23 protein-coding genes, 1 pseudogene and 2 CRISPR repeat arrays are annotated in these 26,592 nt (G+C 34.4%); of the genes and pseudogenes, 16 read left to right on the top strand and 8 right to left on the bottom strand.

Translation table 11 applies throughout. The features are described from left to right. Positions 1-21: 21 nt before the first annotated feature. The 4 genes from tnpB to NSQ14_RS17385 form a co-directional block, all read right to left on the bottom strand. Positions 22-375: an IS66 family insertion sequence element accessory protein TnpB gene (gene tnpB / locus NSQ14_RS17400; RefSeq protein WP_041847042.1), complete on the bottom strand. Its 354-nt coding sequence runs from the start codon at positions 373-375 to the stop codon at positions 22-24. After that, complete coding sequence (locus NSQ14_RS17395; protein ID WP_041846703.1) at positions 372-566, bottom strand: hypothetical protein; 195 nt, start codon at positions 564-566, stop codon at positions 372-374. Before NSQ14_RS17395 ends, tnpB begins: the two co-directional genes overlap by 4 nt. Positions 567-680: 114 nt before the next feature. Further along, a CRISPR array of direct repeats spans positions 681-1,042; the repeat unit is 30 nt; unit sequence GTTTATATCTTACCTATGAGGAATTGAAAC. 142 nt (positions 1,043-1,184) lie between these two features. Beyond that, positions 1,185-1,430 carry an FCD domain-containing protein gene (locus NSQ14_RS17390; RefSeq protein ID WP_235371747.1) on the bottom strand — a complete coding sequence of 82 codons (246 nt, stop codon included), beginning with the start codon at positions 1,428-1,430 and terminating at the stop codon, positions 1,185-1,187. A gap of 8 nt (positions 1,431-1,438) precedes the next feature. Beyond that, a complete protein-coding gene (locus NSQ14_RS17385; protein ID WP_051989190.1) occupies positions 1,439-1,729 on the bottom strand; it encodes a FadR/GntR family transcriptional regulator in 291 nt (96 codons plus the stop codon). Between the two features lie 432 nt (positions 1,730-2,161). On the opposite strand from NSQ14_RS17385, the gene NSQ14_RS17380 reads away from it, so the two are divergent. From NSQ14_RS17380 to NSQ14_RS17360, 5 genes and pseudogenes are all read left to right on the top strand, one after another. Next, the gene (locus NSQ14_RS17380; protein ID WP_034773101.1) at positions 2,162-2,494 is read left to right on the top strand and encodes a DUF3870 domain-containing protein; all 333 of its coding nucleotides are present in this window, start codon (positions 2,162-2,164) and stop codon (positions 2,492-2,494) included. A gap of 87 nt (positions 2,495-2,581) precedes the next feature. Further along, positions 2,582-3,745, top strand: coding sequence for a DUF819 domain-containing protein (locus NSQ14_RS17375; RefSeq protein WP_251245718.1), 1,164 nt, complete (start codon positions 2,582-2,584; stop codon positions 3,743-3,745). An 18-nt stretch (positions 3,746-3,763) separates the two neighbouring features. After that, positions 3,764-4,834 (top strand): dipeptide epimerase, encoded by a 1,071-nt coding sequence (locus NSQ14_RS17370; RefSeq protein WP_034773098.1) that lies wholly within the window; start codon positions 3,764-3,766, stop codon positions 4,832-4,834. Positions 4,835-4,861: 27 nt separating this feature from the next. Continuing rightward, positions 4,862-5,878, top strand: coding sequence for a C40 family peptidase (locus tag NSQ14_RS17365; protein WP_343127088.1), 1,017 nt, complete (start codon positions 4,862-4,864; stop codon positions 5,876-5,878). 391 nt (positions 5,879-6,269) lie between these two features. After that, positions 6,270-7,384: pseudogene (locus tag NSQ14_RS17360) on the top strand (IS4 family transposase). An 819-nt stretch (positions 7,385-8,203) separates the two neighbouring features. Here NSQ14_RS17360 and NSQ14_RS17355 read toward each other — a convergent pair. Together NSQ14_RS17355 and NSQ14_RS17350 are read right to left on the bottom strand one after the other, a co-directional pair. Next, entirely contained in the window at positions 8,204-8,518 is a 315-nt protein-coding gene (locus tag NSQ14_RS17355; RefSeq protein WP_034773096.1) for a helix-turn-helix domain-containing protein, read from the bottom strand. 620 nt (positions 8,519-9,138) lie between these two features. Next, entirely contained in the window at positions 9,139-9,414 is a 276-nt protein-coding gene (locus NSQ14_RS17350; RefSeq protein ID WP_269920223.1) for a hypothetical protein, read from the bottom strand. A gap of 1,137 nt (positions 9,415-10,551) precedes the next feature. Between NSQ14_RS17350 and NSQ14_RS17345 the strand changes: the two genes are divergently transcribed. Next, entirely contained in the window at positions 10,552-11,136 is a 585-nt protein-coding gene (locus NSQ14_RS17345) for a hypothetical protein (protein ID WP_343127087.1), read from the top strand. Between the two features lie 1,447 nt (positions 11,137-12,583). Here the strand turns inward: NSQ14_RS17345 and NSQ14_RS17340 are convergent. Further along, entirely contained in the window at positions 12,584-12,982 is a 399-nt protein-coding gene (locus tag NSQ14_RS17340) for a helix-turn-helix transcriptional regulator (RefSeq protein WP_343127086.1), read from the bottom strand. Positions 12,983-13,962: 980 nt separating this feature from the next. Between NSQ14_RS17340 and NSQ14_RS17335 the strand changes: the two genes are divergently transcribed. The 7 genes from NSQ14_RS17335 (at position 13,963) to NSQ14_RS17305 (ending at position 20,965) form a co-directional block, all read left to right on the top strand. Next, positions 13,963-14,439 carry a PTS sugar transporter subunit IIA gene (locus tag NSQ14_RS17335; RefSeq protein ID WP_328167140.1) on the top strand — a complete coding sequence of 159 codons (477 nt, stop codon included), beginning with the start codon at positions 13,963-13,965 and terminating at the stop codon, positions 14,437-14,439. Between the two features lie 16 nt (positions 14,440-14,455). Beyond that, entirely contained in the window at positions 14,456-14,773 is a 318-nt protein-coding gene (locus NSQ14_RS17330) for a PTS fructose transporter subunit IIB (protein WP_034773074.1), read from the top strand. A 14-nt stretch (positions 14,774-14,787) separates the two neighbouring features. Next, positions 14,788-15,870, top strand: coding sequence for a PTS fructose transporter subunit IIC (locus NSQ14_RS17325; protein WP_343127914.1), 1,083 nt, complete (start codon positions 14,788-14,790; stop codon positions 15,868-15,870). Positions 15,871-15,893: 23 nt separating this feature from the next. Continuing rightward, positions 15,894-16,745: a class II fructose-bisphosphate aldolase gene (locus tag NSQ14_RS17320; protein ID WP_343127085.1), complete on the top strand. Its 852-nt coding sequence runs from the start codon at positions 15,894-15,896 to the stop codon at positions 16,743-16,745. Between the two features lie 26 nt (positions 16,746-16,771). Then, positions 16,772-17,671 (top strand): ketose-bisphosphate aldolase, encoded by a 900-nt coding sequence (locus tag NSQ14_RS17315; RefSeq protein ID WP_343127084.1) that lies wholly within the window; start codon positions 16,772-16,774, stop codon positions 17,669-17,671. 234 nt (positions 17,672-17,905) lie between these two features. Then, a complete protein-coding gene (locus NSQ14_RS17310; RefSeq protein WP_343127913.1) occupies positions 17,906-18,253 on the top strand; it encodes an ROK family protein in 348 nt (115 codons plus the stop codon). Positions 18,254-18,476: 223 nt separating this feature from the next. Next, a CRISPR array of direct repeats spans positions 18,477-20,040; the repeat unit is 30 nt; unit sequence GTTTATATCTTACCTATGAGGAATTGAAAC. A gap of 214 nt (positions 20,041-20,254) precedes the next feature. Continuing rightward, on the top strand, positions 20,255-20,965 hold the full coding sequence (locus NSQ14_RS17305) for an HAD family hydrolase (RefSeq protein WP_251246457.1): 711 nt from the start codon (positions 20,255-20,257) through the stop codon (positions 20,963-20,965). A 224-nt stretch (positions 20,966-21,189) separates the two neighbouring features. Here NSQ14_RS17305 and NSQ14_RS17300 read toward each other — a convergent pair whose 3' ends face one another. Next, positions 21,190-21,690 carry a sigma-70 family RNA polymerase sigma factor gene (locus NSQ14_RS17300; protein WP_343127083.1) on the bottom strand — a complete coding sequence of 167 codons (501 nt, stop codon included), beginning with the start codon at positions 21,688-21,690 and terminating at the stop codon, positions 21,190-21,192. A gap of 1,184 nt (positions 21,691-22,874) precedes the next feature. Here NSQ14_RS17300 and NSQ14_RS17295 point away from each other — a divergent pair. The 3 genes from NSQ14_RS17295 to NSQ14_RS17285 are packed head-to-tail and all read left to right on the top strand — an operon-like array spanning position 22,875 to position 26,526. After that, positions 22,875-23,660 (top strand): hypothetical protein, encoded by a 786-nt coding sequence (locus NSQ14_RS17295; RefSeq protein ID WP_343127082.1) that lies wholly within the window; start codon positions 22,875-22,877, stop codon positions 23,658-23,660. A 15-nt stretch (positions 23,661-23,675) separates the two neighbouring features. After that, positions 23,676-25,109, top strand: a complete 1,434-nt coding sequence (locus tag NSQ14_RS17290) for a glycoside hydrolase family 1 protein (protein WP_034773062.1) — start codon at positions 23,676-23,678, stop codon at positions 25,107-25,109. A gap of 4 nt (positions 25,110-25,113) precedes the next feature. Then, on the top strand, positions 25,114-26,526 hold the full coding sequence (locus NSQ14_RS17285) for a PTS transporter subunit EIIC (RefSeq protein WP_343127081.1): 1,413 nt from the start codon (positions 25,114-25,116) through the stop codon (positions 26,524-26,526). Positions 26,527-26,592 lie beyond the last annotated feature (66 nt).

Genomic DNA, 26,592 nt, shown 5'->3' with positions numbered 1-26,592 from the left:
TAAATCAACTTTTTGATAGATTTAAAATTGCCCTTTTTGAGAAGGTTGAATAGCTTTTGGCTGCTGAATGGATAATCCTTCTAATAACCAGCGGAGTTCTTGTTGTGACAGATTTCGTACTTCCTTTTCGTTTCTTGGCCATTGAAGTTTTCCATTATCTAATCGCTTATAAAGCATGGCGAAGCCGTCACCGTCAAAATATAAACATTTATAACGATCTTTACTCCATCCAGAAAATAAGAAAATGGAATCACCATAAGGATCCAGTTCAAAGGAATCTTGAATGAGTGTTGCTAATCCATCTATTCCTTTTCTCATATCCGTTTTTCCACAAATGATATAGATATTTTTTACACTCGAATAATCGTGTCTCATAAATCTTTCAACTCCCTCATGATCGTTTGAATGATGTGCTCATCTATACCGTTGAAAAAGGAGATTTCAACTTTTCCAAACTTAATCGTACAAGTTGAATTTGAAGAGGAAACAGTTGGTTTTATGTTCGAAATATTTTCTGTATCGGAATGTAATGTTACGGGGACAATTGTTAATTTTTGTTCTGGCATATGAAAAGCACCTCCTTTGATTGATATGTCAATTTTAACAAGAGGTGCTGTTGATTTATATGCGTTGTTTGAATGGGGGCTTACTGTCTGTTTAATTGGTAGGTCTGATAGGCGGTTTATATCTTACCTATGAGGAATTGAAACGCTTCCTCTCGATATTCTTCGTAGCCTAAGGCTTCAGTTTATATCTTACCTATGAGGAATTGAAACACGGATTCGGTTTTTCATTCGAGTAAAAGGAGGTGAGTTTATATCTTACCTATGAGGAATTGAAACCAAATATGTACTAGGACTTAAAATGCCAGTGACAAAGTTTATATCTTACCTATGAGGAATTGAAATTTGTGTCAAACGGTGAAGCCGCGCCAAAGTGGATACAGTTTATATCTTACCTATGAGCAATTGAAATATTTCCACTTTGTGTTTTCATCTACCGAAGCAATGGCGTTTATATCTTACCTATGAGGAATTGAAGCTGCTTGAGCAAGATATTTTCGAATCACGGATATGGTTAAAGTTGCCAAGAGCATATAGAACTGAGGTCACTGATAACAAGGTTCACACCCATATAAGATGGTTGACCACAAAGAACCACTTGAATATAGGTACTTTGCCAAACTATTTCATAATATTATTATACGTTTCATAAAAGAAAGACATTAATGGTTCAATGATGCCTTCATTAATATGATTATTTCCTGAACTGGCAATGATTTTATGAAACTCTTTATCTAATTCATCATAATTGTCAACATTATTTCTCATCGCATCTATCGACTTTTTTAAACTTTTCAGTTCAGTTTTTGTTATTTTTTCTGCTGCTAATGTGACAAATCCGAGTTCCTGTGCCATTCGTGTTTCCATTAGAATATTTATATCCGTTGCAGTAATAGCATCAAATGATATGGGCGCGTACCTATTTTATGAGATATAAAGGTCCCTTCTTTTGTTCTTCTTTCAATCACTCCTAATGTTTCGAGTGAAATTAGCGCTTCCCTCAAAACGGAGCGACTAACATTAAGCATCTCCACCAGTTCAAGCTCAGATGGTAATTTATCTCCAGGTTTAAGTTTACCTGTCGTTAAGAGAGTAATAATTTCATCCACAACCATATCTGATAACGTTTTCCTTTTAATTGATTTAAGCTTTAGTGGATATTCCATATATCTATTTCTCCCACATCCTTGCAGTAATTGTACGATTTAACAAAATTATATTATACTAAATAATATTCTGTTAACTATATTTGTTATTTTGTCTGACAAATAAAAATAAAATTTGCATACTCCAATTAAAAAAACACTGGGGCTCACAAACATGATTTGGGCGGGACTTTATCTATTTAAACGGAAGTTTTAGAAAACAAAGTTTAAGTACTTGTCTTCCTACGCTTTAATATTGTTGATTAATACTATAAACTATTTATCAATCCTTTCGATAAATATATTAGTTTTTAAAAGAATTTAAATTTATATATTGACATTTATTCAAATTTTTATAAAAATGGAGTTATAGCCTAGTGCATACGGTAAGAATCATTTGTGACTTCATCATAAATGTCCCTTAGCGTAGATGGGTAAAAGGCTGGTGATACGATGTTTAATAATGAAACCATTTTTATTATCGGTGATGCAAAGGCTGCGGCTAATAATCCGATTACGCAAAAATATAATGCCTTTTATATCGGATTGGTTGTTGATCGGGATAGTGGGGAAATCATTGATGCTGATTGTTCTGCAACACTTGATTTGACAAAGCAATTTATTAAAAGTTTACTAATTGGCAAATCTATTCTCGATATCGAAATAATAACATCAGACTTCGAAAAACGTTATTTTGGTTCGTCACAAAAGGCATTTATTGTTGCTTTTCGAAATGCTCATTTAAAATATTTAAAATTCGTTAATGCTGCTTCTTCTGTTAAATAATACGCAGATGAAACCCAGCAAATAGGTCACACACTTACCTATTTGCTGGGTTTTTTATATTTATAAATTATAAGGGGGTAGAGAAAATTGATTCAAAATGGTGTGCTTTATTTAGGAGTATTACTTTTTTTAACAGCCATTGTAGCCTATGCCGAAAAGAAATGGAAGGACTCCAAGCTTTTTAAATATATACCTGGTATTGTCCTGATTTACATTTTCGGTGCGGTTTTACAAACGGCTGGTGTCTTTGCAGATAGTGCTTCGAATGATGCCGTATATACAGGTGTCAAAGATTTATTACTACCTGCTATGCTAATTCTCATGCTATTGCATTGTGACTTACGAAAAATCATTAAAATGGGGCCTAAAATTCTTTTAACCTTCTTTTTTGCATCCTTAACCATTATTGTTGGTTTTGTAATCACGTATTCATTGCTAAAAGGCTTTTATGCCGAAGATACATGGAAAGCATTCGCTGCTCTTAGTGGGAGCTGGACAGGTGGCTCAGCTAATATGGTTGCCTTACAGGACATTTTAGACGTGCCAGAAAACATTTTTGGTTACGCCTTAATAATGGATACGATTAACTATTCGATCTGGGTAATGTTTATGTTTTGGCTTGTTCCCCATGCGGCACGTTTTAATCGTTGGACAGGTGCTAAAGGTGTAGATGTTCCAAGTGAGATAGAAGTAGCTGTAGCAGATGAAAAAGAGAAGGGGAAAATTGGTTTCAATGAGATGATGGTACTCGTTGGTGGGAGTATCTTTTTATCCGCAGTTTGTTGGGAAATTGGTGGAAATCTGCCAGCAATCGGTGCTGTTTTTAATACAACAACATGGGCAGTTATTATTGCATCGATTATTGGTTTAGTTTTAGCTGTAACATCAGTTGCTAAAATTCCTGGATCGAGTGAAATATCAAGAGTTATGCTTTATGTCATTATTGCTTTAATCGCATCCCATGCCGATTTCTCACAAATTTTCCAAGCGCCAATTTATATTCTATCTGGATTTATGATTTTACTCATCCATGCTTTAGCTATGCTACTAGTTGCGAAACTATTTAAACTTGACTTATTCACGATGGGTGTAGCTTCCTTAGCCAATGTTGGTGGTATGGCATCTGCACCAGTTTTAGCAGGGGCTTATCATCAGTCACTAGTACCTGTTGGCGTATTGATGGCGTTATTAGGAAACTTACTCGGAACCTATTATGGAATACTAACAGCTTACTTATTATCAGGACTATAACAGAAAGAAGGTTTTTAAGTGAAAATTCGTGAAGCACATTTTTTTACTGAACATACGCCTTTAAAAAAACCATTTAAAACTGCTGTTCGTACAGCAACAAAAATTAATAGTATTACAGTAAAAATTACGCTTGAAAATGGGACGACTGGATACGGTACCGCTGTCGCAACTGAAGCGGTTACTGGCGACTCCCTTCAAGGAATCAATAGTATTTTAGACAATATACTCTTTCCAAGCATTATTGGTAATGACATAGAAAATATTGGAGTTAATGAAAAAATCATTCAAACTAGTTGCGTAGGAAATACAAGTGCAAAGGCAGCTTTAAGTATGGCTCTATATGATGCCTACGCAAAACAGCTAAATGTCCCACTCTATCAAATATTTGGTGGTAAAGTGAATACACTTGTGAATGACATGACCATTAGTATTAACGAACCATCAGAAATGGTCCAAGATGCAAAAAAAGCCGTCGCACAAGGCTTCACAACGTTAAAGATTAAAGTGGGCATCAATGGACAGAAGGATATAGAACGAATTCAGTCCATCTATGATGAATTAGGTAACGACATTATATTACGGATTGATGCCAATCAAGGTTGGAATGCAAAGGAAGCTGTAAAAATTATTGGCGAGTTTGAAAAGCGAAACTTCCCGATTGAATTCATCGAACAGCCTGTACCCCAACATGATATCCAAGGGTTAAAGTTTGTTCGTGACAGGGTTAACATTCCGATTATGGCCGATGAAAGTGTTTACTCCGCTAAGGATGCAATTGAAATTGTCAAGCTGCAGGCAGCGGATCTCATTAATATTAAACTAATGAAAGCCGGCAGTCTCTCTGAAGCGTATAAGATTGCTAGTATAGCAGAAACCGCTGGAATTGAGTGTATGCTTGGTGCCATGATGGAATCAACATTGTCTGTTTTAGCAGCAGCCCATCTAGCAGCTGCTCATCCAAATATTACAAAAATTGATCTGGACCCACCGTTATGGCTCAATGACAACCAAGCCAACTTATATTTTCAAAATTCGAAAATTCAGTTGCCGGAAGTTGCGGGAATTGGTTTGAACCCCGTTTCTTTATAAAAATAAAAGATGAGAGGTGTGTTAATGATGAGAAAATGGCTACTTTTTATTGTTATTGTAACCTGCTTTCTATTGACTTCTTGGACCTCAGTCAGCGCGAATACTTTGCAGGAAGAACTTAAAGTTGGTGAAAATGCCTATATTGATGTATCAGTAGCAACTTTATGGACCGAACCTGGTATTACTCGGCCTGTTGATGAACCTTCCATTACGAATCCTGTAGACATGTGGAAATGGACAACATCGATGACTTATGATGAAAAGCTTTGGCTTGTTGGTAATTTGGAAACTCAAGGATTACTTGGTACAGAAGTGACCATCCTTGAAAAACAAGGAGATTGGGTAAAGGTGGCTGTACATGGTCAACCAACTCCACGAGAAGAGGCTGGGTATCCTGGTTGGATGCCAGCAAACCAATTAACAAAAAATGAGCAATTTGAAAAGTTTTTAGAGAAAAGACCTTTTGCCCACATTTCTTCACCAACAGCATTGTTATATGATGATCCAAATTTCGAACAGGCTTTCATGGAAATTAGTATCAGTACGAGACTTCCTGTCATCGCCGAAACAAAAAATGCTGTTAAAGTTGCAACGCCAAGTGACGGCCAAAAATGGCTGAAAAAGGAAGACGTACAAGTTTATCATTCTGTTAAGGATATTCCGAAACCAACAGCAGATGATTTACTCGATACAGCATACCAATTTTTAGATCTCCCCTATCTTTGGGCTGGTACATCTGGATTTGGCTTTGATTGTTCTGGATTTACCCATACTATTTATAAAGTCCATGGAATCACAATTCCACGCGATTCATCTGTTCAAGCTGTTCAAGGCACACCTGTCGCGGAAGAAGACTTGCAACCTGGCGATTTGATTTTCTTTGCATATGATGAAGGAAAAGGACGAGTCCATCATGTAGGTATGTACATTGGGGGTGGAAAAATGATCCATTCACCAAACACAGCTTCTACAGTACGCATTGATAATTACCGTGCGCCCGGATATGGTGAGGAATACGCTGGGGCTAGACGATATCTTGAATAATTAAAAAAATCCAGTAAGAGGCCAGCTATTATTTGGCTAGCCTCTTCTCAAACCACCGTACGTATGATTCTATATACAAATACACTTCAATATAAAGAAGCCTCGCTATCTTTTCCCATTCACACTTATCCATTTTTTATCTGGATTTTCATAAAACTCTACTGTAGTAAATCCGGTATCTCTAAATAGTCTCGCTATTTCTTCCATTGTTTTATAAGCTTTCATATGTTAATTAACTTTATATACTTCGGCACTAGTGTTGCATTAATTTAAATTATCTATTAAAAATACGCAAAATCTTCAATTTTATTATTTAGAACAAAGAAAAAGTCCTTTATAATGGAAATAGTTGGTGGTAATCCGTCCAAATCCATTAAAAAGGACAACGCTCATGGATAAGATTACACGAAAAAATTCATTTGGACAATGGTTTTCACCGATAAATCTGAGAGTTTTAGAAGAAAACGTGAAAACAATGAAATTAGATTTCTATACAAAAAAATTAACGACAGAGTCATTTCTTAAATTATTACTTTTTGCACAACTTAAGGAAGTTGAAAGTCTTCATGCATTGGGCGATTGCCTTTTCGATGACCAACTTCAAAAAGCAGTGAACCTTGATTCTATAAGTATTTCTCAGCTATCTCGCCGATTAAATGGCATGAATCCAGATCTGTTTCAGTCGCTTTTCTTGATCTAGTCGGACAAATTCACGCTAAAACACACTACATAAAACGAATCATGCCGTTAAAAATTATTGATTCAAGCACATTACCACTCAATTTGACCAATCATAGATGGGCAAAGTTCCGTAAAACAAAGGCGGGGGAAAAGTTACATTTACGCCTTGTATTTATGGAAAAAGGAACTTCTTACCCTGAAAAGGCCGTGATAACAACGGCAAACGAACACGATCGTGGTCAGCTTGAGATTATGGTGGACGACAAGGAATGCATGTATGTGTTTGACCGTGGTTATCTAGACTACGAAAGATTTGACCGTATGACAGACGATGGTTACTTTTTTCTTTCAAGACTACGAAAAAACGCAGTTGTACGGGAGGTTTATGATTTTAAACTACCCGAGAGTTCATCTGTTTTATCGGATCAAATGGTCTTGATTGGAACGACTCAAAACCGATCTGAAAACTACTTTCGCCTTCTAAAAGTAATGGATTCAAAAGGAAATGTACTCCATTTGATTACGAATCGTTTTGATTTGAGTGCCGAAGAAATTTCAGAGATGGATAAATCACGTTGGGCTATCGAACTATTTTTTAAATGGATCAAACAACATCTCAATATCAAAAAATTTTATGGTCAAAGCGAATGGGCGATTCAAGATTAAGTGTTTATTGCACTGATTGTTTATTGCTTACATATCCTCGCACAAATCGAAACAAAAAGTAAGCGTAAAATCTTGCAAATTAGTCGTTATTTAAGGGCTGCATTGTGGAAACCAGCGCATATTTGGATTCGAAAAATCGAAGGAAAAACTGTCCCTTAATCATTAAAATGTAGTTGTTGCACAAGTCTTAATTGTATATAAATTCCGAATGGATAGGGCCACCTTTAGTTGGGTATTTACTTTTTTGACCCTAAGTTGGGAAAAGAATTAATCTGAAAATCATGATATTATTTATGCAACACTAGTGAAAATATATTTATAGACTAAATGACTGGTAATGTTCATCAAAATATTTAAACAAATGTTTGATTAAATTTGGTGTAAAGCTTCGTTACAAGGGTAGTTTGCAAAAATGCAACCGCAGCATTCTTCCTATTTGACAAGTTTTGTGTGTATGACTTCTGATCATACAAAGGTTTTTGCATAAAGAATGGCAAACGTTCAGATTCTGTTGGTAGAAAATGAATGGTAAACTTATTCCAGCATGCCATCTGATTTTTTTTCAGTCGATTCGCTTGCAGTCGTAAAAGGAGTATCCATTAGTACTATACATTTACTGATCGTAATTCATGGATTCATTATGTTAACTCCATAATTCATTGCCATTCCAACCGCCATCCTTTAACAGTCATTGACCCTTGTTTCGTTCAAAAAGAAGAATCGGGTAAGGAAATTCATACAAAACACAGCAAGAAATAATGAATTTACTTACTTTCCCACCGTGCTCTCGCTTGCTTCCCCATTCACTGTGATTCGCTCACTAATTGAAGGAGTTAATAATTTACTTTCTGCCTAACAATATTTTCCTTATACATATGGTCAACTAAACATAGGGTCAGACCCAACTTGAGTTTAAAAAACAGCCATCATTCATTTTAATGGCTGTTTTAGTCTATCAACGTTCTAAAATATTTATTTCTACTCTTTTTTCACTAATAGTAAGAACTCATTTAGTTTTCTTCGCGCTTCCGGACTTAAAGTTTTTACAGTATTCAAAAGTTGGATTAAATCGTCAGGCATTTCTTCTAGTTCTGAAGAGAAAAAAGTAGCAAGATCTGTATCTAGAGCAGTTAATATACTTTCCAACATTTCTATATCGGGAATTGCACGTCCATTTTCAAATCGGCTGATGTAAGATTGTGAAATGTTTACCTTATCCGCTAACTCTTGAGTAGTCATATTTTTTGCCTTTCTAAGCGCTTTTAATTGATTGCCAACTTTATTTTTATCCATCACACAGAACCCCTTTGACGATCATATATTTCTAGTTTACCGTGGTTTTTTATAATTCCTATATACATTTTCCTTTTAGAACAAATAATCATAAAAAGTATTGACTTTTAGAACTATATGTAATAAAATGCTGATTAATAGGAGTCCTTCTAATTAACTAAAGATACTGTTGCAAAAACTTTAAGACAGGTTAACTAAAAAATGGGAACAAATAGTTAATTGTTTGAACAACTAGATTCTCCATTGACAGAATACTGAAAATAATAGGGGGTGAGTTTATCATTAAAAGATTTATAGAGATGGGAATGAAAACGATTCAAAAAAGGTCTAGTGGGAATATGGGAATGTTTTCATTAGTAAGTGTATAGGGATGCCAACGTATTTTTCAAAGAGGACAAGTTGGTTATGGCAATTAATTTTTGTAGTATTTGGCAAACATGAGTATGCATAATATTTGCATGCTCACCGCTTTACATGGAGTGGCGGGCATGATAGGCTGTTTGACTTGCAAAGTTCTGTAGACCTTTCCCCCTTTGCAAGTAATCATGCCCGCAGAGGCTCCATGTAAAGCGATAAAAGGTGAAATTTATACATGAAATTGAATATCTTTATTTGCCATTTCATACATTTTTTAATTGCCAAAAACTGATTTGTTTCTTTGTTCTTCTGGACTTTTTCTTTAGCTTTGAATCCTCAAAAAGCCAGTCAGAGACAATTTCTCCCCATTTTTCCTCATACATCATTTCTGTTTTTTTACATTCTCTTTCTTGAGGAAGCTGATCTTCATCAGCATACTTTTTTGCTGTCCGCCAGTTAATTTTCATTGTTCTTTCTATTTCGGAAATCGATAGGCCTTTTTCATTTCTTAACTTTTTGATACAATTAATATCAGACATTGTTAGCATCCTTTCTTACCTCCACTACCAAAAATTGCTTGACACAATTAATGTAGTGGGGACTTGGGGTGGCTGGCAAGTCTTTTTTTATTTTTGGAACAAAATTAGTGCAGTACTCTGCATTTTTGCCTTGCAAAGCTCTGCACTTTTATATTGCCATAAACATAAAAATCGCCCTTTCTTAAAATGTTTGTTTGGATACTTACATTTTATTGGAAAGGGCGGTTTTTTATTTTTGTTGGAAAACGAAAAATAAGTGGCCTCCAAAAAGCTAAATCTTTGATCATTAGGTAGCTCGGATACTCCTTTATTGTAATGCTAATACCTATGTGCAAAAGTGAACCTTTACGGGTGATTTTAGAATATTTTCTAACTGCCAAACTATTAATGTTTCATTATTAATTTATATTCGAGTATTGGGAATTTTTGACTAATAGGAACTGGCAACAAAATATCGTGAGGAATACGAGTGGCTCGTGAATAAATTTAAAAGAAATAGATGATTTCAATCCTCAAAAACAGCTTATTCCTTTCCGGACACACTTATTTGAAAGGAAGGCTCTTGCAAATTTAAGGTCAAAAGAAAGCGAAAAAAAGAAAATAACGAGAAAAAAGCAACCCACCGAATGAGCGTCTAGGATTTAGATAGCTCACTTGGTAGGTTAGTTAGTTTCATAGAATAAAGAAGATCCATCCTCTCAATAAATTGGCCCCATTCTAGATTATTCTTTTATTAAAAGGACATATCTTTCGTTAAATTCATTATGTCGAATTATTGACAAAAGGAAAATAATTTGCTTTTAAACACAAAATATAGTAACGATATTTAAAATCGAATACTATATATTGAATTTTACATATGCAGCTAATATAATTAGTATATGGAAAAGATGGTAGCCTAAATTTCTTAAAGAAAGGAGTTTTAATAAAAATTATTGTAAAGGTTACCATAGTAATCTAGTTTTTTTAGATGAACTAGATTACTAAAAAATCCATTGAGGCAACAATGGATTTTAGAATTGGACAAGGACAGACAAATCTCACTTAGTGTCCAAATGAATATATATTTATAGTAAATTATACACTAAAACGTGCAATTCCTTCTTTTTTTAAAAATTTTGCAAAGGGGAAATTTTATTGGCAACGAAATCATCAAATTTGTATAAAGTTTGTCAATCTTACTTTGGAATAACATCAAGTTTAACACAAAGGCAAAAGATAAATTTTGGCCAGGCTATTGGAACAACCGAAAGTAAACTTAAAAGTGTATTTGAACAAAAGTCAATTGCCCCAATAGATGAATACTTTGCCTTGGAAAAGAAGCAGAAATTAGTCGTTAGTTTTTTGAATGGATTTTTAAATATAGCAGAATCCAAAACGAAACTCTTTGAAAAATATTTACGATTTGAGGATAAAATCAGCATTCCAACCCCAGGTCATGCCTATAATAAAATAGTTATAAAATTAACCTATGTTCATAATCTATCAGAAAATCGTCTAGCTTTATTGACATATGGACCATCCACAGAAATAACGATTGAACTTGGTATATTACGTTGTCTTTATACGAAATTCTCAAGTCCCGCCAATTTTGATAAATACAATGAATACGAATATTGGAATCTTCGTAGTGGAACAGTACAACGAATTAGGAAAAACCAAATAAAATCAATTAACATTCAAAATGTTCTGCCTGCAATCTATCGTTTAATTGATGGGTAATTTTATAAATCGATGGAATGGGCTTATTAACAACAAGAAAAGAGATGAAAGGTTATGGCAAAAAATACGAGGAAAGGATATCGGCAAGGAGCGGAAAAAAAGTTCTCAAGCTTATAATCGAAAAAACAACACCTATGTGAAACGAGGAGAGGACGGCCGGTTTATGGATGTGAAAAGTGGATCTCCTTTTAAGGGAGTTAGAAAAGAGAAGTAAGCAATCTATTATTAAAAAGTATGATGTGATTTATTGGCATTGTTGTAAATTTTCACTTTATTTCAGATTATGATTTTCAAAATAATTCGGCATCCAATATCTCAATATCTTATAAAGTTAGAAGCAAGGCTTTACAAGGAGTGGTGGGCATGATAGCCTTGTTTGGTGAAGCCAGCCCATGAAACTGCTGGCTTCCTGGCTTAGGAATCATGCCTACAGAAGCTCCATGTCAAGCCATTTTTGCTATAAATATAAATAAGTGACAGAGAATATACAAAAAAGTTTGTGAAAAAATCTGTTCTAATTTGATAAAAGTAGGTATTTTTTGCCGAAATAATGTGCCAGTTTATAACATTGTCCTTCTTTTGTGTATGTTAGATAGGAAGGCTAATAGAAAAGATACGTGAAAGCGAACAGCAAGGGGAAATCACCTGACCGGGGTGAACAATATGGATTACAGAGGCTTTGGCGTAATTGTTTTCGAATGCGAAGTACAGGCAGAAAAAGAAAGCAAAAGCTTACCTCTATCACAGATATAAAAATCACAAAAACAATGTAAAGAAACTGATCAACGCTGGAAGAAGTCACTGGATAATTTAGCTAATTCATTATGGAAAACATACCAAGGTTTAGGTATTTTTAACGCATCTTAGAATACATTATACTCTTCTTCAAAGTTTTTCACAGGACCATCACTCCAGGTAATTTAGTCGTATTCCCCAGTAAAGACAGCATCGGGAAGCTTTATAATGTCGTCGGTCAGTTTCTTCTCAAGTCCGCTTTTCTACAGATGGTGTAAATGTTTTTAATACTTGTATAATCTTAACTCATAGATTTATTAATTCCCTCATTACCTTTTAATGATGTACTCATCTATCCCGTTTGAAGAAGGAAATTTTAAACTTACCCGTTTTGATCATGGATGTTGGAATTAATGAGGGTATCGGAAGACTTGTATTCACATTTTTTGCTTACTGAATGCAATGTATGTAATGGGGACAAGTAGTAAGCTTTTAATCTGGCATATTGTTTGATATTTAAATCTTATTAAAAGGTGCTGGTTATTTATATGCGTTGTTGTTTGATTGGGAGTTACTTTTCGACAGCCCCAGTACCAACAGGGACTATTATGCTCACCACTCCATGTCAAAAGCTGCTTTGTATTAGATTTATTGTTGTTCGCAATCCTCTTAATTTATTTTTACTACATACCTTTATCATAATGCGAGTTGGTTACGCTTTCTTTCTTAGCCTTGCTTTATGAACGACCCAATTAAAATGGTTAGTTAATTCTTGTAAGTCCTCTTTTGATAACTCTTCCCATTTATCTAATTGTAAGATGTATGGGTGTTTGAGACCTTTTTCCTTAAACAGTTCTATCACTTCTGTTAATTGGGATTCTTCGGTTTCAATATTTCCTTGATTATATTCTTTCCCACATAAAAGATAATCTAAAGAGACATTAAAAAGGTTGGCTAGTTTACAACAGGTTTCTAAACTGGGACGACGTTCTCCTCGTTCATATGCTCCATAAACATTTGCTGAAAATCCAAGTTTTTGGCTTAACTCCTTTTTTGTATATCCAGATCTTTCACGTAAATTTTCTAAACGTAAACAAAAAGGATCAATCATAAAATCACTCCATTCCTTTTTCTACAACAAATAACACAAATCGTGTTTTTTGATCATAAAAACACACAAAGTGAGTTGACAACTTTATTTTTTTGAACTATAATAAACAAAAACACACGATATGTGTGTTGCGAGGTGGTGATAACTACTTATTATTCAGTCACTTCAATACCTATGCAGTAAGACTTATTGGAGATATTTTCTAGAGAGGAGATGTTACAAAGTCCGCAGAAATGAACAAAAAAGTCGTAAAAACCTAAAAATCACTCGATATATTTAGCTGAAAAAATGAAAAAACTTATCAAAAAACTAAAAGGTAATGCTAGATCGGTCAATAGCCTGTAATTTAGACACAGCAAAAGCTTGTCGTATTTGTCTAACCAAGCAAGAAATTTATCATTATCCTCGTGAAAACACACCAATAGTATTAAAGAATTGAATCTAATGGGTACTTCGTTGTCGACTCGAACCAATGATTGATGTTACAAACATCATAAAAGCTCACTATAACGGGATTATTAAAAGGTTCTCATTAAAGCTTACGGCTTATTATTAGAAGATATAGTGTCTTTCAATCAGGCAAGTGATACCACCCAAACAAGAATATTATTGCTAGGGTCTATTTATCACAAGATTTTGCGCTAAACCAATAAAAAAATGAGAATCAGTAGTAAGTCTCATTGTTCGCAACTGAGCTTTATGCCCTTGTCCGCCTTTAACAATAACAAGGGTTTCCAGTATATAAGATTAGGAGAACCAACTTTCTGCATAATCACTTTAATTAGCGAAAAGCTAGAAACTTTTTCCTAACATTGAAAATAATTGTTGAACGTACTAAACAATGAAAGAAAGTAGTACTGTGTTAGAAAAACCAATTATCTTGGTGGTGAGTCAAATATTATATGATGAAAAAACAGCAAATTGAACAACTTACTTGTAAATACTAGGAATAATCTAGTAAACGAACGGGAGATATTAAAATGGAAGTTAAATTTGAAGATTTAGATATTGGAAAAGTTATAAATGACGATTTAATAGATTTGGAATTAAAGTCTACTACAAAACTAGGCGTTATTCAGGAATTGACACACTTATTATATAAAAATCACTGTATTAACAGTGAGGAAAATTTTATCCAAGATGTTTTGTATCGTGAAGATCAAGGTGTTACAGGACTTGAAAAAGGAATTGCAATTCCCCATGGGAAATCTGAAAGCGTCATCAAAACCACACTTGCTATCGGACGAACTAAAAAGCCCATAGAATGGGAATCTATGGATGGAAAACCGATTGAAGTTATCTTCCTATTTGCAGTAAGAAAATCTGATTCAAATACCTTGCACATTAAATTATTACAAAAAGTTGCAACCTTGTTGGCTCATGAAGAAATTTTAAATCGTTTTCATCAGGTAAAGACAAAGCAAGAGATTATTCGTTTGTTGTTAAAAAACACTTAGTATAGGAGGTTTTATTATGAATATTGTTGGAATTTCTGCATGTACGTCAGGTATTGCCCACACTTATATTGCAAAGGAAAAATTGGTTAAAGTGGGGCAAGAATTAGGTCATAATGTGCGAATTGAAACACAAGGGACAATAGGGGTTGAGGATGAGTTAACTGCAGAAGAAATTAAAAATGCAGATTTAGTCATTATTGCTGCAGATATTAAGGTTAGTGGGAAAGAAAGATTTAAAGATAAGAGAGTAGTTGAAATACCAACAGAGCTTGCTATTAAAGCACCGAAACAATTATATAAAAAAATTGAGGCAGAATTACATACTAATAAATAGGTGGTGATAGGATGTTGAAGAAATTACAACTAAAAAAACATGCGTTAACTACTATTTCATATATGTTGCCGTTAGTTGTTGCATCTGGACTTCTTATTGCAATTGGAAATCTCGCGGGTGGCCAAGTCATTGAAAACTACAAAGAAAGCTTTACGGTTGCTTCAGCTCTTACTTCGCTAGGTGTATTGGGTATGGGACTGTTAGCTCCAGTTATTTCTGCAGGTATTGCATATTCTATAGCAGATCGTCCAGGTATTGCACCAGGTTTGTTAATGGGCTTGATTGCGAATGCAATTGGTGCTGGTTTTCTAGGTGGCATGCTAGGTGGTTATTTGGTTGGGTATTTTATTGTATTTTTGAAAAATCATATAAAAGTACCGAAGTGGGCAGAGGGACTATTGCCTATGATGATTATACCTCTAATTTCTAGTTTAGTTATTGGGTTATTAATATTCTTTGTTTTAGGTGTTCCCATAGTTTGGGCAACTGAAGGGTTAACTTCATTCCTAACAAGTATGCAGGGATCTACGAAATTTGTGTTTGGTGCAATTATGGGTGGAATGGCAGCGTTTGATTTCGGTGGCCCAGTAAATAAAGTTGCTTCATTATTCGCTGATGGATTATTACTAGAGGGAATTTATGAACCTGAGGCAGTAAAAATATTAGCATCAATGGTTCCACCATTTGGTGTTACAATTTCATGGGTTTTATCTAAGGTATTCAAAAAGAGAAAATATTCATCAAAGGAAGAGGAAAATATTAAAATTGCTTTTCCAATGGGGATCTGTATGATTACTGAAGGTGTAATTCCAATTGCGGCTGTTGATATAGTTCGTGTGGTTACTTCATGTACATTAGGTGCTGCCGTTGGTGGTGGTCTATCAATGATGTGGGATATCGGTTCTCCGGTTCCATCTGGCGGGATGTTTATTGTCCCAGCTATAAACGATCCATTATTATTCCTATTAGCATTATCTATTGGATCGTTGGTAACAGGAATAATGCTATTTTTATGGAAGAAGGAACCAACTGATGATGAAGATAGTTATTTTGATGATGAAGAGGAATTTGATTTATCTAGTATAAAGATTTCTTAATAAAAGGATAGTAGGGATGACAAATGTATGTTTCTATGAAAGGGATGCTAGATCGAGCAAATCGTGGTAACTATGCAATAATGGCTATTAATTGCTTTAATTTAGAGACAGCAAAAGCTGTAATTGAATCTGCGCAAGAATTAAGAGCCCCTATTATTATTAATCTATTACAAGATCACTTAAAAGAACACCTTGGAAGTCATCTATTGACAGAGCCAATTATACGAATGGCAAATGAGGCTCGTGTTGAGGTAGCAATTAATCTTGATCATGGAAGTGATGTTGGCTTTGTTAAAAGATGTCTGAAGGATGGATTTTCAAGTGTAATGATGGATGCCTCGGGATATCCTATTGAAGAAAATATCGAAATAACAAAGAATATGGTTGAATTTGCGAAAATATTTAGTGCTAGTGTAGAGGGTGAAATAGGTCATATAGGGTCTGTAGCAAATAATATGTCAAATGACGCCATGTATACTGATCCTGATCTTGCTATAGACTTCGCTCAAAAAACAGGAATAGATGCTTTAGCGATTTCATATGGTTCGAGTCATGGAAGCTATCCTGAAGGTCATGTACCAAAATTCCATTTTGAGATTTTGGATAAGATAAAAAAGGGCACTAACATGCCTCTAGTCCTACACGGTGGCTCTGGTTGTGGTGAGGATAATATTAGAAAATCGGTTGAACGAGGGATTAATAAAATAAATGTAGGTTCTGATTTTATGAAAGCTCACGTTGATTACATTTATGAACGATTAAAACGTGATCCAACAATCAATTATTTTGACTTGATCCATCAATCGATGGATGCAGGTAGAAAAGAAGTTAAACGTTATATTAAATTATCAAGATCAACTGGCAAATCACTATAAAAATATATAGAAAGCTGGGGATAATCATGTTATTAAATATGAAACAATTACTTAAAGTAGCAAAAGAACATAAATTTGCAGTAGGCGCATTTAATGTGGCTGATAGTAATTTTTTAAGAGTTGTTGTTGAAGAAGCTGAAGAAAATAATTCTCCTGCAATTATTGCAGTACATCCAGATGAATTAAAATTTGTAAAAGATGAATTTTTCACTTATGTATTAAATCGAATGAAGGGTAGTCCGGTTCCTTTTGTATTACATCTCGACCATGGAGATAGTTTAGCAAGCGTAATGCGTGCAATTCATGCAGGATTTAGTTCTGTTATGATTGACGGTTCGTTGTTACCTTTTGAGGAAAACATCAAACTGACTAAGCAAGTTGTAGATATAAGTCACTTAGTGAATGTTTCAGTAGAAGGTGAGCTAGGAACTATTGGAAATACAGGTACTACAATTGAAGGTGGAGTTACAGAAGTTATTTATACAAAACCAGAGGATGCTAGAGAATTTGTTGAAAAAACAGGCGTTGATACACTAGCTGTTGCAATAGGTACATGTCATGGTATTTACCCTAAAGATGTAAAACCAAAATTACGTATGGATGTTCTAAAAAGTATTAAAGAAGTCGTTGATATTCCACTAGTTTTACATGGTGGATCATCAAATCCTGATAGTGAAATTGCAGAAGCAGTTAAAATAGGTATTCAAAAAGTTAATATTTCTTCAGATTATAAATTTGCGTTTTACAAGAAATGTCGGCAAATTCTTTCAGAAACAGAACTTTGGGATCCAAATGCTATTTATCCAGAATGTATCGATGCGGCCAAAGATGTAGTTCGTAAAAAAATGCAACTCTTTGGATCTATTGGTAAGGCTGAAATTTATAAGTCAGAAAATATTCCTTTATGGAGAAGTGAATTTAATTAATAATGGGATATTGCGCAACAATTCCGTTAGATATATGACAAAATAGCCAATCATACAGGTTTATGATTGGCTATTTACTAAATGAACGTTTTTATTTCTTGAAGGAGTAAACTGTTTATTTTATTTAATTCCAAATAATTTTTCGATCAACAGGAGGAGTATAAAAATGCTAGGAGCAATTGAAGCAGGGGGACTAAATTTGTATGTGCAGTTGGAAATGATAAAGGGGATGTAATTGATAAAATTAATATTCGAACTACAACCCCAGAACAAACATTAACCAATGTATTTGAATTTTTTGACAAGCATAATTTGAGTTTTATAGGAATTGGCTCTTTTGGTCCTATTGATATTAATAAAAATTCAAAGAAATATGGTTTTATAACAACTACACCTAAAAAGGGGTGGAATAATTTTAATTTTTTAGGTGTAATGAAAGAACGATACAGTGTACCTATCGCATGGACGACTGATGTAAATGCTGCGACATATGGAGAATATAAAAAAGGAAATGGAAAAGTTAGAACGAGTGTTTTGGTATCGGAATCGGGGGTGGGGCAATTATTAATAACAGGATATTAGAAGGATTTGGTCACCCAGAGACAATACATATTTTTGTCGTCGACCTCCAATAGCGTAAAAACCCCGGGGGATCGACGACAAGTTATTTTGTAAAAAAATCAATAGAAAATGCTTAAATTACGTGTATTTATGAAAAATATAATTGCTAGAAAACCAAATTTTTATTATAATTAACACAAGACCACCAATACAAAAAACCTTATTAAATCAAGGATTGTTTGGGGTTTATATCTTACCTATGAGGAATTGAAACAAGAAAATCCGTATTTAGGTGGAAAAGGTTCTATCGGTTTATATCTTACCTATGAGGAATTGAAACTATTCGTGTCAGGTTGTTTGTAATCACGATACATTAGTTTATATCTTACCTATGAGGAATTGAAACAAAATTGTTCCGGTATATGAGAAATAGACAACGTGCCTTGTTTATATCTTACCTATGAGGAATTGAAACTAAAGGTGTTTTGTACACCAACCAACCCGACGAAAAGTTTATATCTTACCTATGAGGAATTGAAACCTAATTGACCACGTGTTTACATAGAGCCCGTCGGTCGCGTTTATATCTTACCTATGAGGAATTGAAACTGCGGAAACTATATCAGCAGAAAAAGCCGCCCAAGCGTTTATATCTTACCTATGAGGAATTGAAACGACCGAGGGCAACTATATCATGTGTCAAGACAAAAAGGTTTATATCTTACCTATGAGGAATTGAAACACTACTACTTCATCGAAATATTTGTTGAACCATTCGTTTATATCTTACCTATGAGGAATTGAAACAATCATTCCATGACACTTGCTCAAGTATATTGCGATCGGTTTATATCTTACCTATGAGGAATTGAAACTAACGTTCATTCTCTTTCTGCAACTGTTTCATATTGGTTTATATCTTACCTATGAGGAATTGAAACTACTAAATCCCCAACCTGTTTCGTAATAACACACTTTGTTTATATCTTACCTATGAGGAATTGAAACAGATTTTGTCGGTACTCAATGATGTTCGCTTGCGTGTTTATATCTTACCTATGAGGAATTGAAACCCTTTTTCCGGTAGTCCGTACCGTCGCCGCACTCCTCGTTTATATCTTACCTATGAGGAATTGAAACTTTCTTGTCCATCCACACAAAGCCATTCTTGCGAACAGTTTATATCTTACCTATGAGGAATTGAAACGCCGCTAAACCGCTTTGATCATAGTAAAGCACTTCAGTTTATATCTTACCTATGAGGAATTGAAACTAGTCAAGTAGCGTTTGAACAATCGGATACTTATGCGCGTTTATATCTTACCTATGAGGAATTGAAACCAGACTTCGACCCTAATAGTTGCCCCGGTAGCTAATCGTTTATATCTTACCTATGAGGAATTGAAACAAGATTCTATTTCAGCCATAGTTGCTGGGGCAACCGGGTTTATATCTTACCTATGAGGAATTGAAACATTTCCTTCATATCTTGTAATGGAATTTCTTCTTTGGTTTATATCTTACCTATGAGGAATTGAAACCAGAGTTTGACGAATTTTTTCTTTCCAGTGTTTATTTTGTTTATATCTTACCTATGAGGAATTGAAACAAAATTTGTCCACATTCAGAACAATATGCCCAGTGGGTTTATATCTTACCTATGAGGAATTGAAACTATCGATAATATGTTCGATCATTTCTTGGCAGTTTTCGTTTATATCTTACCTATGAGGAATTGAAACTATGGTACCGTTGAAAAACGAGATTCTATGTTTTCAGTTTATATCTTACCTATGAGGAATTGAAACTTACGAAGAGTCCGCCAAAGAGCATCTTTGACCATTTCGTTTATATCTTACCTTTGTAATAATTCATTCTCTGTCATTTTCAAACTACCACCTTGTCAATTTTATTGGTCGTATCATTGTTGATCGTTTTTTCCCATTTTAAACTGAGATGAATCATTAGAATTTGATAGCGTTTATTTGTATCGTTTTATATAAAGCAAGGAGATGTTTTAATATGACAACAATCGCATTTGATCTTGATGATACATTGTATGACAGAACGCAACCTTTAAGACAAGCCCTTTTAGAAATTGATGAAGCGAAATCTCTCCCTTTTCATAAATTTCTTAACGTTTTTCAACAAAATAGTGATATTGCCTTTGAAAAAGTGAAAGATCATATTTGGACACTAGAAGAATCACACATTTTCAGAATTAGAAATACGCTTCATCAACTGGGAATTGATATAAGCTTAAGTAAGGCACAAAATTTCCAAGACCAATATAAAAAAAATCAACAACAAATTGAGCCCTTTCCATGTATCTTAGAAATTTTAGACTTTCTTCAGACAAAAAATATACAAACGATAATCATTACAAACGGTCCTTCAACTAGCCAAAGAAACAAGATTAATAATCTGAGATTAAATAAATATTTTTCTCCAGAACAGATTATTGTTTCTGAGGAAGAGAATATTGCTAAACCGGATATTGGAATTTTTAGATTGGCTGAAAGTAGGTTTAAACTTGATAGAACCAAAACATGGTTTATAGGTGATAGCTACGTTAATGATATTGTTGGGGCGGCTAACGCTGGTTGGAATACAATATGGTTTAACCGTAATTACAAAATAAAGAATGAAAAAACAAATTTATTGAAAACAAAAACAGTATTTTCTTCATTAGAATTGAAAGATTACCTTTTTGATATGTTTAAAAATCAATAGTATTTCTGCTAGCATTCAAAGATAAGTGAAAAGATGAGATTCTCTTTTAATAACGGAATGGCAAACTTATTTAAGCTTGCCATCCGATTTTTTTCAATCCATTTTGCTTGTCGTAAAGGGGCATTTACGCTTATCCATGAGTAATTTATTCCAGTTTATTATCGTTTTCTACCATTATTCATTGCTCGTCCTTTTCCCTGACCAAACACAGGTATACAAACGGCTTATTCTTTTCCCAACTGCTCTTTCAATGCGGCCAGTACTTCCCGTTTCCAGAGTTTCACGGTTGAGTAACCCACACCCAAATTTTCTGCGATTTCAGTTAGTTTGTGACCTTTTATAAAATGCAAGTCAATGAATTGTTGCTGTTTTGGCGGTAGTTGTTTGATTATGTCTTGCAGGATCCAAGTTTCGTCGCTTTTGTTATCGGCTGTTTCGTTCGCAATCTGGTTCCAGCCGACATCATCCGGTTGGTGTTCGTGTTCGTCTTTTTGTATTTGCTTCCGGAGTTCGGTAAGGATTGAGCCGCGAATATAGTGATAAGCGTAGGTTGTCAAGGATGCCTTTTCCGGATCGTATGATTGATAGGCCCGCCACAAGCTGATTAAGGCAATTTGATAATACTCCTCATGGTTTTTGTAAATATGCAAGCCGCGTAAGATGGAGCGGATAATCGGTTGCATGCTCGCTACTAATTTTTCAAACTCATAATCTTTGTCCTTCATCAAGTACCCTTTCCGAAAGACGCGCCTTTCCAATGTATTCCCGGGTACCTATAACGTAATGAAAAAAGACGATTCTGACAAAGAGATTTTAAATCAGTTTTACCTGATTTTTACTATGTTTAACTGGATTTATGGTGCGTATAGTAGTAATTTTAGTTAAGTTAGTGGCAATTATCGCATTTTTACCATTAATTTCAAGTTATTGTTTTACTTCTATTTTTACCTGATTTTAGTAAAAAACGCTTAGGGTTTCTCCCCAGAAATTGATTTCAGGTCCGAAGTTTTGTTTTGAAAACATTTAATATATCGATTTTCCAAGTGCATTTCTGTTTGTGGCATGTCTGCTATGTTTCTGTATTGTCTGTTAGTTCAATATATAATTGCATTAGGTGATAAATTTATGGATATCGGTAACTACATTGAAATTTTTCAGTATGCTTCGGAAGGGTTCCTTGTTTCGGGGATATCGTTAATTAGTGGTTTAAATGTCGGAGTAAATGCTGCTGGCTTTAACTCACGAGTAAAGTGGGGAATTTGCAAGGAATCATTTTTATCGCGTTCATTTAATTGCTCATAAAAATCGCCCTTTCTTAAAATGTTTGTTTGGTCACTTACATTTTACTAGAAAGGGCGGTTTTTGTTTTTGTTGGAAAACGAAAAATAAGTGGCCTCCAAAAAGCTAAATCTATGATTAGATTATTGGACAGGATTTATGGTGCTTCAAAGTATAAAAATAACTGGTCAAAAACATTAGACAAGTTTTATTGTCTAGCTCCGGGTGCAACTACTGAGAAACTGGTCAAGCCTCATGACAAAATGGGCAAGGTTGGTTCCCTCGCCATCTCCTCGAAAATGGTAATTACATTTTCCTAGTCGATGCAGATTCAAGGAGGTAACTCAAAGTCCTGCTACTTGGCTTCAGTTTGTAGTTTGCGAATGGGGCGCCTTGAACTTTTTAGGCAAATGAAAGGCATCCTTTGATTCATATGTACCTCTTATCAAGAGGTGATGTTTATTTATATTTGTTCTTTGAATGAATACTTATTTCATATCATTTTCCTTTAAGTCATAAAATAGGTTTCAAATTTTGCACCCCACTTTAAAAATGTAATTGTTACAATAGAAATATGAAATGTAAGTGTTTGCAAACACACTAATTTCACTCCCCGGGGAGGGACAATGGATTGAAAGCAAATCGTATTAGTTTACTACATTCTTTGTTCTCCATTATTAATGAAAATGATGAAAGCGATTCGAATTATGTTTTGGCCCATTATTTTTTGGACCATTATCATGAGTTAGATCAATTGAATATTTACGAGGTAGCCGATGAGTGCTTTGTCTCAAGGGCAAGTATTCGAAGGTTTTGTAAATCGATTGGCTATGAAAACTTCCTAGACTTAAAGCATGAATTTTCTACTTATGATGATCGTTATCAATCATATATGAAGCATGCGAAGAAAGATAATTTTAGACAATCATTGACGAATGAAATAAATGAAATGATTAAAGAGTTGGACAGAAGAATGAATACGCGAGAAGTGTATAACATCGCAAAGCAAATTAAAGACAGCAGACATACCGTTTTTCTTACAACAGGAACTTCAGCAGGATTTGTAAAGGAATTTCAACAGTCAATGATTTTTAATAAAAAAATGATTTATTTAGTATCTGAACTATATTCAGACAATGAATTGCTTTTAAATTTATCGGAGGATGATTTTCTAATCACGATATCAAATACTGGAACTTTTGCATATGCTTCATTTCCATTAATTTCTGAAAGCAAATCACAAAAAACACTTATTACATTACGGAGAGATCCAATATTTAATGAGTGGTACGATAAAGTCTATCATCTGAGTGCTGAGGACAAATCAAAAAGTGACATAAATGTGTATGGAAAATATGGTGTAAGTTACATGTTGGATGTCATTTATAGTGAATATACTAAGAATTTTAATAATTGATAGGAGAAGATAACTATGTATTACAAAAATGATCCGCTATTTCCGAAAAATTTTATGTGGGGGGCATCGAGCTCTGCTTGGCAAGTAGAAGGAGCCGTAAATGAAGATGGCAGAACATCTGCAATTATTGATATAAATAGTAAAAAGAAAAAACCATATACAGATAATTCTATTACAGCTGACCATTATCATCGTTACAAAGAAGATGTAAAATTAATGGCCGAGGCAGGGTTTTCATCCTATCGTTTCTCAATTTCTTGGCCAAGAATTTATCCGGACGCAAGCGGAGTACCAAATCAAAAAGGGATAGAATTTTATAATAATCTAATAAATGAATTGAAAAAATATAATATTGAACCAATTGTAACCTTATATCATTATGATATGCCGGTTTGGGTAGATGAAATGTTCAATGGATGGTATGACAGAGGAATTATTGAAAAATTTGATGAATATGTTAGAACTTGTTTTAGGGAGTTTGGTGACCGAGTAAAATATTGGCTGTCTATTAATGAACAAAACATGCAAATTTGCTATGGAGAATGGTTAGGAGTATGTAAGAATAAGGACACTTGGTTTGAAGATAAATGGAAAGTAAACCATATTATGAATCTTTGCCATGCAAAAGCGGTTATAGCCTGTCATGAGTTAGTGGAAGGCGGAAAAATTGGTCCGGTTCCGGGATATGTACCGATTTATCCTTATTCAGCTAATCCGGAAGATCAAATTGCTGCAATGAATGCAGAAGAATTAACAGAAAAAGTATGGAACGATTTATATGCACATCGTAAATATAACGGGTTTATCCAAAGTTACTGGAAAGAAAACAATATTAATCCTGGCATTCAGGAAGGGGATATGGAATTAATTGAACAAGCTAAAATAGACTTTTTCGCATTAAATTGCTACCGTTCAAATACGGCAAAAGCTTGTGATATTAATGAAGAGCCACAAGAGTATTTATTAAATAAGTCAGGTGTTAAAGGTAATCTTATATTTCCTAAAGTTCCTGGACTCTATCAGCTTACGTACAATCCTTTTGTTGAATATACTGATTGGGATTGGGAAATTGATCCGGTTGCCATACGTTACATGTTACGTTATGTTTGGGATCACTATCAGCTTCCAATGATGATAACTGAAAACGGCTATGGTGCGTATGACAAAGTTTCTCCGGACGGTAAAGTACATGACCCTGAAAGAATTAAATTTTTACGGGATCAAATTTATCAAATGGGTCTTGCAATTATGGATGGATGTGAAGTAATATCTTATAATCTTTGGTCATTTACGGATCTTTTAAGTACAGGCAATGGAATGGCAAAACGCTATGGTTTAGTTTATATAAATACAACAGATGAAGAATTACTAGATTTAAAACGCATTCCTAAAGATTCTTACTACTGGTATTCAAATTTAATAAAATCTAATGGTAGAAATTGGGGATAGAGTTATGGACAAATACACAAAACTGATTGAAAAGTCTATAAAACTCCTTGGTGGAAAAGATAATATTGCAGTAGTAAATCATTGTGCTACACGTTTACGTCTTACACTTAATAAACCATCTTTGGCAAATGAGGAACAATTAAAATCTATTCCGGGAATAATGGGAGTTGTAAAACGGGAAAAAGAAATTCAGCTAATTATCGGAACTGAGGTAGGTAACGTCTATAACGAGTTTATCAAGTATGGAAATTTTAATGAAGGTGGAAAAATAAACGAAAAACTTGACAGTACAAGTAATTTAGAAGCTGGGAACGAAGGGAAACAGGAAAACACTGTGAAAAAAGTTTTAGCTACCATTGTGGACTTTATTAGTGGGACGTTCGTTCCCGTACTTCCTATATTAGTAGCTGCCGGTCTTGTTTCAGCTGTTTTAAATATTGCTGTAACGTTCTTTGGTTTACCTTCAGAGGGCGGAACGTATGTAGTACTAACGGCTATTAATAATGCGGGGTTCTATTTCTTGCCTATCTTTTTAGGTTATAGTGCTGCTAGAAAAATAGGTATTAATCCGATGATGGGTGCTTATTTAGGAGCGATATTGGTTCATTCATCAATCGATAATGCGGAAGGCCTTGATTTTTTAGGGCTATCAATCCCGCAAGTATCCTATAATACTTCAGTTATTCCAGTTATTCTTGGTGTGTTATTTATGTACTATGTAAGTAAAGCAGTTGATAAAATTACACCGAAAGAAATTAAATTTTTTGCTCATCCATTAATAACTATTTTAATTGTCACACCAATTACACTTTTATTTTTAGGTCCTTTAGGAAATTTCCTGGGTGGTTATATAGCAGATGGTTTGAACTTTATAAATACGAAGCTTGGGTGGTTATCTGTTGGATTAATCGGGGCATTGACTCCATTACTTGTTATGACTGGTACAAACCAAGCGTTGTTCCCTCTTGTTTTTGCAGCTTTAGCAGACAACGGATATGATGCATTTGTTATGCCGGGTATGTTGGCAGCAAATGTGGCAGTTGGTGCAGCAGCTCTTGCTGTATATTTCAAGGTCAAAGATAAAGATGCTAAAGCGTTAGCATTGTCTTCCGGAATTACAGGTGTTATGGGTATTACAGAACCTGCAATATTCGGTATATTGCTAAGATTTAAACGGCCATTAATTGGTGCGATGGCAGGTGGTGGTATTGGTGGCTTATTAGCAGGTATTGTTCAATTAAAACAGTATGCAATTGTGTCACCGGGTATTGCTGCTCTTCCAACATTTATTCCAACAGATGGAGCTGGTTTAACTAGTAATTTCTGGTTTTCAATTGTAGTATTAATTGTTTCAGTTGTTGTGTCATTTGTAGTTACTTATTTGTTAGGGGTAAAAGAAGAAAAAACGGAAAAGTGATAAATCTAAATAGGAAAGAGTTTGTCTCTTTCCTATTAACATTATAAATTTGGCAGAAAGATACGA

The organism is Caldifermentibacillus hisashii (genome assembly GCF_039654145.1).
In the GTDB taxonomy this organism is placed as follows: Bacteria; Bacillota; Bacilli; order Bacillales; family Caldibacillaceae; genus Caldifermentibacillus; species Caldifermentibacillus hisashii.
The sequence above is the reverse complement of the archived record's forward strand: the minus strand, read 5'-3'. Positions and strand labels throughout refer to the sequence as shown.